Source organism: Paradevosia shaoguanensis (genome assembly GCF_016801025.1).
In the GTDB taxonomy this organism is placed as follows: Bacteria; Pseudomonadota; Alphaproteobacteria; order Rhizobiales; family Devosiaceae; genus Paradevosia; species Paradevosia shaoguanensis.
This window is the reverse complement of record NZ_CP068983.1, coordinates 2,770,540-2,777,500: the sequence shown is the minus strand read 5'-3', so window position 1 is coordinate 2,777,500 and position 6,961 is coordinate 2,770,540. Positions and strand designations below refer to the sequence as shown.

Here is a 6,961-nt window from a genome sequence, read left to right as displayed (position 1 = left end):
GCGCTGTCTGGATGCCGATGGGATCGTTGTTGCCCAACCGCAGGCGGCGCAGGCGCACCACCGGGTCGCCGAGCGAAAGATCGAGCGCATCAGCGACGTCCTCGCTGGCGGGGACAACCTCGGCATCGAGCAATTGCGTGCCGACCGTAAGGCCGAGCGTCGCCATCTCCTCGGTGAAGCTGGTGAGGCCGCGCACGCCCGCGACCACGGTGGCGCTGCGCACAAAAGTGCCGCGGCCATGTTCGCGGCGCAGCAGGCCAGCTTCCTCGAGATTGCGCAAAGCATGGCGGACGGTGATGCGCGAGATGCCGAGCAGGTCGCAGAGCTTGTCCTCGTTGGGGATTTGCGAACCGGACGCCCATTCGCCGTTCTCGATGAGGGCGCGCAGCGCCATCTCGGCCTGGTGCCAGAGCGGTTCGGCGCGGCGACGATCGGGCTTCTGGAAAGTCTTGAACTCAGTCATGGCGCTGTCCCCATTCCCTGCCCATGCTGCCGGCAAAGGCCGCGCCGACGAGGCCGGCGCGCGGCCCGAAATGGCCGGCACGGATTTCGATATTCCGCAGATGCGGAGGAAGTTGCCGGCGCAAGGCCGCCAGCATCGGCGGCACGATGACGTCGGTGGACGAAGCCACCCCGCCCGCCAGGATCACCGCCTGCGGATCGAGCAAGGCCACGGCGCCGGAAAGCGCGGTGCCAAGAGCCTTCATTGGCTTGGCCAGGGCCGCGACGGCCTCGGGCTGGCCCGCGCGGGCAGAGGCGATGAGAGCCGAGCCGTCCTTGAGGCCGACCGATTGGCCCGCGGCATCGAGGGCGCGGCCGGAGGCGTGGCGCTCGAGCCAGCCGGAGCGGTCTTCGCCCGGATCGGAGAGATCGGCCGTCGCCCAGCCGAAGGAGCAGGCTCCTCCGCCGCTGCCGCGAATAATGCGGCCGCCTGCCAGCACGGCCGACCCGATGCCGGTGCCGATGGCGAGAAGGATGGCGTCCGAGAGCCCCCGGGCCGAGCCCGCCGCGACCTCAGCGAGCAGCGCGAACTGCGCATCGTTGCCGAGGCCGATCTCGATGCCCGGAAACAGGGTCTTGAGATCATTGCCGTCGAGATAGCCGAGATTGGGCACCCAGACGCAGGTGGTGTCACGCGCTAGGCCCGGAATGCCGAGGCCGAGATGGGCGGCGCCGTACTCGACGATGAGGCCGCCGACCTTGGCGGTGAAATCGGCAAGGTTCTGCGGGGCCGGCCATTCGCCGACAGGCTCGACGCCTTGGGGATTGGCGGCATTGGCGATGCCCGCACGCAGGCGCGTGCCCCCCAGATCGATGGCGAGAACGCGGCTCATCCCTTCACCCCCGTGGTGACGATCGAGTCGACGAAGAAGCGTTGGAGGAAGACGAAGAGGATCAGCGGCGGCAGCACGGCGAGCGTCGCGCCGGCCATGACGAGGCCCGTATTCATGGCGCCGCGGTTATAGGAGAGCAGGCGCGAGAGCGAGATCACGATCGGGTACTGGTCGGTATTGCCCTGCAACACCGTCAGCGGCCAGAGATAGCTGTTCCAGTGATAGACGAAGGCGAAGAGCGCCAGGGCCGCAATGGCCGGCATCACCGAGGGCGCCACGATCTGGAACACGATCTTGAGCTCGGAGGCGCCGTCCATGCGGGCGGCATCGATGAGCTCATCGGGCACGCCCTTGATGAACTGGCGCATGAGGAAGATGCCAAAGGCATTGGCCAGGTTCGGTACGATGATACCGGCGAGACTCGCATTGAGCCCGAGATAGCCCACGATCCGGTAGAGCGGGATCAGCGTTACGATCGGCGGCAGGAACATGGTGGCGATCAGCACCGAGAACAGCAGGTTCCGGCCCCGGAACTGGTACTTGGCGAAGGCGTAGCCGGCCATGAGCGAGGTGACGAGGATCGCGCCCGTGGTGAAGACGGCGATGATTGCCGAGTTGAGGAACGAGCGCCCGACGCTGATGACATCGGCCACCTGCCAATAGGCATCGAGGTTCGGGCTCGCCGGGAACCAGACCGGCGGCACCGCCATGGTTTCCTGCGGGGTCTTCAGACTCGTCAGCACCATCCACACCAGCGGGAAGGCGGCGACCACCGAGGCCAGGATGATCAGCGTGAAGATGATCGCCCTGGAAAGCGAGATGCCAGTCCAGCGCGGACGTTCGTTGCTGCGCGGTTCGGCGGAGGCAAGGGCCTGGGTCATGCGCGGTCTCCCTTGCGGCCGAAGAAGGCAAAGAGGGCGACGATGGCCACGATCAGCGAAAGCATCAGCGTCACCGACATCGCCGAGCCCAACCCGCCCTGGGCGCGTTCGATGCCGACGCGCCTTATATGATAGGTGAGGACATTGGTGGAATTGACCGGCCCGCCCTGGGTGATGAGCGCCACCGGCTCGAATACCTGCACCGCATTGATGATGGCGATGACCGAGGCGAAGAGCATGGTGTTGGCGAGCAGCGGCAGCGTGATGGTGCGGAACTTCTGGTCGGCACGGGCGCCATCGATCTCGGCGGCCTCATAGAGCGAGGCCGGGATCTGGGTCAGCCCGGCCACCACCAGCACGGTGAAATAGCCGATCTGCTGCCAGACATTGAGGATGACGATCGAGAACAAGGCCGTGTTGGGCGAGGAAAGCCAGGTCTGCGGCCCGATGCCGAACCAGCCCAGGATCTGGTTGAGCGGGCCTTCGGTCGGCGAATAGAGCTTTGAAAACACCAACGCCACCGCGATCATCGGCACCATATAGGTGGAAAACAGCACCGTGCGCAGGAAGACCCCGCCCCTGACATGCTTCTGGTGAACCAGCAGGCCCAGCCCTACCGAGAGCGGCAGGATGATGATGACCGAGAGCGCCGTATAGATGGCGGTATTGACCAGCGCGCCCTTGAAGTCGCGGCCGATCGAGGTGTTCGAAAAGATATCGACGAAGTTCTTGAGGCCGATGAACTGGGCGGTCTCGAAGCCTGTCTGCGTCGACCAGTTCTGGAACGACAGCCAGATGGTGAGCAGCATCGGCACGAAGATGAAGACGCCGATCACAGCGACGGCCGGGCCCAGCATCATGGCCAGCGATCCTATAGTCTGTCGTTGCATCGGCTATTCCTGAAAGTCGTCCTGTAGGTAGTGGTCAGCCCACCACCCTCGATCCATCCCCACCACCGCACTTCCCCGGCTTCAAGCCGGGGCCCACGGATTTCCCCACGCGGGTGGAGGATTGGAATGGGCCCCGGGGCCTCGCCCGGGGAAGTTCCGTGGTTGGGGTGAGTTGGTGGCGTGGTTACCCACGCCACCTTTGAGCCTTACTGCGCGTTGCGCGTCAGGATCTCTTCCGCGTCAGCCTGGGCATTGGCCTGGGCGTCAGCAGCGTTGAGCTGGCCGAACTGCATGGCTTCCAGCGTCTTCTGCAGGGCCTCGGAGAATTCCTGGCCGCCGAGAACGGTCGGGAACGGCTTGGCATCGGCGAGAGTGGCGGTGTAGCCGGCGAGGAACGGATCGGCGAGCTTGCCCGAAAGCGCGGTCACGTCCGAATTGCGCGAGGGCAGGATACCCATCGAGATGAGGATATCGGCCATGGCCGAAGCGCCTTCCGGACCAGACTCGGGCCCATTGAGCCAGGTGAGGAAATCCCAGGCGGCAGCCTGTTCTTCCGGCGAGGCCTTGGCATTGACCACGGTCATCCACGAATAGGAGATCGAGCGGGCCTTGTCGCCCGACGGACCCACGGGAATCGGCGCAGTGGCGATATCGGCAAAGGCATCGCCCATGCCGGCCTTGAGGGCGGATTCCCACCAATTGGCCATGATGATCATGCCGGTCTTGCCCGAGACGAAGTTGTCCAGGAACGGCCCGGTGGTGTTGGCGTCGGCCGTGGCCATTGCCGGATCGGAATAGCCTTCCTTGATCAGCGTCTCATAGAGCTCGAACGTCTGCTTGGCCTGGTCCGAATTGAGGACCGGCTTACCGTCGACGACGAGGTCGCCGCCGTTCGAGACGAGGAGCGAGGCGAACGGGTGCAGCACGCCGGCAGCCCAGGAATTGATAAGACCGAACCCCTGCTGGCCCTTTTCCTTGCTGGTCAGCGCCTTGGCGGCGGCCAGGAACTCGTCCCAGGTCTTGGGCGGCTCGGCAATGCCGGCTTCCTGGAACAACTTCTTGTTGTAGTTGAGCGCGTAGACGTCGATTTCGTTGGGCACGCCATAGAGGGCGCCCTTCTGGCTGGCAGCCGAGACGATGCCGGCAGGCCAGTTGGCGGTGACGTCCTTGGCCACGGCTTCGGGAGCCGGAGCGACGAGCGCATCCTTGGCCAGGTCCGGCAGCCAGGCGTCATAGATGCCGGCAATGGTGGCGCCGCCGGCACCGCCGCCCGAGGTCCGCAGCGTCGTCAGCAGGTCGCCGAACGGCACGGCGCGCACGGTGATCGCCACATCCGGATGCGCTTCCGAATAGGTCTTGGCGGCAGCTTCGAGCTTGGCAACGGTATCGGGCGCCCAGTGCGTCAGGAACGACACGTCGACGGCCCAGGCAGTACCCGGCATCATCGCGACAAGCGCGATGGCGGCGCAAGAAATGCTCCGGTTAAGCTTCATTGAAATTCCCTCCTTTGACCGGGGATGGGTAGCCCGGCCCTGTTTGACAGAAGGAGAGGTTATAACGTCATAATTGGAGTGGCAAGAGGTTATAACGAGTTGGGGATTGAGGGCACTGGCACCCCCACCCTTGTTCCCTCCCCACAAGGGGGAGGGAGACCTGCCGGCTAAGCCGTGCCCCAGCGCTTCCCTCCCCCTTGTGGGGAGGGTTTGAGGGTGGGGGTGGGCCAACTCGCAGCTGCTTCCACGCTCCCACCGCCCTCGCCCCACCCCGATCTTCCCCGGCTCTTCGGCCGGGGGAGTTCCGTGGTGGGGGATGGGATTGGGTTAGGTTTGGCGACGAACCAAAAGCCAATTCCCCAAAAACAAAAAGGGCGGCACGTGCCGCCCTTTTCCTTATTCCGCCAGCACCAACCCCTTGGTCAGCTCCAGCGCCTGCCGTTCGAACAGCCGGCGATAGATGCCGCCTTGCAGCTGGATCAGCTGGGCGTGATCGCCTTCCTCGACGATCTTGCCCTTGTCGAACACCAGCAGCCGGTCGAGCGACTTCACCGTCGACAGCCGGTGCGCGATGACGAGGGTGGTACGCCCCACCATCAGCCGCTCCATGGCCCGCTGAATCAGCACTTCGCTTTCCGAATCCAGGCTCGACGTCGCTTCGTCGAGGATCAGGATCGGCGCGTCCGCCAGGAACGCCCGGGCGATGGCCACGCGCTGGCGTTCGCCGCCCGAAAGCTTGACGCCGCGTTCGCCCACCAGCGTCTCATAGCCCTTGGGCAGGTCCATGATGAAGTCGTGGGCGCTGGCGAGGCGGGCCGCCTGCTCGATCTCGGCGCGGGTGGCGTCGGGACGGGCATAGGCGATGTTGTCGGCCAGCGAGCGGTGGAAGAGGATCGGCTCCTGCTGCACGATGGCGATCTGCTGGCGCAGCGAGGATTGCTGGACCTTGGAGATATCCTGCCCATCGATGACGATCTTGCCGCCCGTCACGTCGTAGAGACGCTGGATGAGCTTGACGAAGGTCGTCTTGCCCGAGCCCGAATGGCCGACAAGGCCCACCTTCTCGCCCGACCGGATATGGACGGAGAAGTCGGTGTAGAGCGGACGCGAATGGGTGCCGTAGCGGAAGTCGACATGGTCGAAGTCGATCTTGCCTTCCTCGATCACGATCGGCTTGGCGCCCGGCTTGTCCTCGATACCCAGCTTCTGGTGATGGATGTCCACCAGCTCTTCCATGTCGTTGATCGACTTCTGGAGGTTGCGGATGTGCATGCCCACGTCACGCAGGTACCCCTGGAGAATGAAGAAGGTCGTCAGCACGAACGTGATGTCGCCGGCCGAGGCCACGCCGGTCTGCCAGAGCCAGAGGCCCGCAGCCAGGATGGCGCCGCGCATGGCGAGCAGCATCACGCCCTGAACCGAGCCGTTGAGCGTGCCGCGGTTCCAGGTGCGATCGGTACGGTTGCTCCACTTGTCGACCACCTTGGAGAGGCGCGATTCCTCGCGCGTCTCGGCGCCGAAGGCCTTGACCACCGTGTTGCACGAGATCGCATCGGCCAGCGCGCCGCCCAGCTTGGTGTCCCAGGCATTGGAGAGCGTGGCGGCCGGAGCGACATAGCCCACCGAGAGGAAGAAGGTGAGGCCGATATAAAGGAGCGAACCCACGCCCACGATCACGCCCATGATCGGCCAGTAGAGGCCGAGCAGGATCGTCGAGCCCACCAGCATCACCAGCGAGGGGAAGAGCGCGACGAGGATCGTGTCGTTGAGAAGATCGAGCGCCCACATGCCGCGCGTGACCTTACGCACGGTCGAGCCGGCAAAGCTGTTGGCATGCCAGTCGGTCGAGAAGCGCTGCAGGCGATGGAAGGAATCGGCGACAATGTCGCTCATCATCCGCAGCGTCAGCTTGATGATGCCCATGAAGGTGAGCTGGCGCAGGACGACCGAGCCGAGGCCCAGTGCCATCAGCGCCCAGAACGCCGCGATGGCGGCATTCCATGCGATCTCATCGCCGGCCGCTCCGCTGGCGACGGCGTCGACGAGCCGACCCGAATAGAGCGGGGTCAGCACGTCCGCGATGGTGGCGACCATGATGAAGCCGACGATGGAGGCAATCCGCCACGGCTGTTTGGCCCAATGTTGGGCAGTAAATCCGAGCACGCTTTTGAAAGCGTGCGCACGGATATCGAGCTTGAAACGAGCCATTGTTTTCGATCCGGACTCGCCCGCACGCGGCACGAGTATCCGGTCCCATAAAGCAGAGGAAAGAATACATCCGGCGGGGCGGGCTGCTTGGCGGCCCCGAAACAATCAAGTGCGGATGGTGGTGACCTTGCGCGAGCGACCTAACGGTGCTGCTT

Annotated in this window: 6 protein-coding genes (1 of these 6 cut by a window edge); all 6 read right to left on the bottom strand. The window is 64.7% G+C overall.

Annotation, left to right across the window (positions count from 1 at the left end; all coding sequences use genetic code 11):
- Positions 1-463, bottom strand: the 5' portion of a protein-coding gene (locus tag JNE37_RS13165; protein WP_035095271.1) for a GntR family transcriptional regulator. It extends 284 nt beyond the left edge of the window; 463 of the gene's 747 nt are visible here — the first part of the coding sequence; it begins with the start codon at positions 461-463; the stop codon falls past the left edge of the window.
- Complete coding sequence (locus JNE37_RS13160; RefSeq protein ID WP_203063204.1) at positions 456-1,334, bottom strand: ROK family protein; 879 nt, start codon at positions 1,332-1,334, stop codon at positions 456-458. The genes JNE37_RS13165 and JNE37_RS13160 overlap by 8 nt, the downstream gene beginning before the upstream one ends.
- Positions 1,331-2,215, bottom strand: coding sequence for a carbohydrate ABC transporter permease (locus JNE37_RS13155; protein ID WP_203063203.1), 885 nt, complete (start codon positions 2,213-2,215; stop codon positions 1,331-1,333). Before JNE37_RS13155 ends, JNE37_RS13160 begins: the two co-directional genes overlap by 4 nt.
- Positions 2,212-3,105 carry a carbohydrate ABC transporter permease gene (locus JNE37_RS13150; protein WP_246513250.1) on the bottom strand — a complete coding sequence of 298 codons (894 nt, stop codon included), beginning with the start codon at positions 3,103-3,105 and terminating at the stop codon, positions 2,212-2,214. The genes JNE37_RS13155 and JNE37_RS13150 overlap by 4 nt, the downstream gene beginning before the upstream one ends.
- Before the next feature lie 206 nt (positions 3,106-3,311).
- A complete protein-coding gene (locus tag JNE37_RS13145) occupies positions 3,312-4,598 on the bottom strand; it encodes an ABC transporter substrate-binding protein (RefSeq protein ID WP_203063202.1) in 1,287 nt (428 codons plus the stop codon).
- A gap of 396 nt (positions 4,599-4,994) precedes the next feature.
- On the bottom strand, positions 4,995-6,806 hold the full coding sequence (locus tag JNE37_RS13140; RefSeq protein ID WP_203063201.1) for an ABC transporter ATP-binding protein: 1,812 nt from the start codon (positions 6,804-6,806) through the stop codon (positions 4,995-4,997).
- Positions 6,807-6,961: the final 155 nt, after the last annotated feature.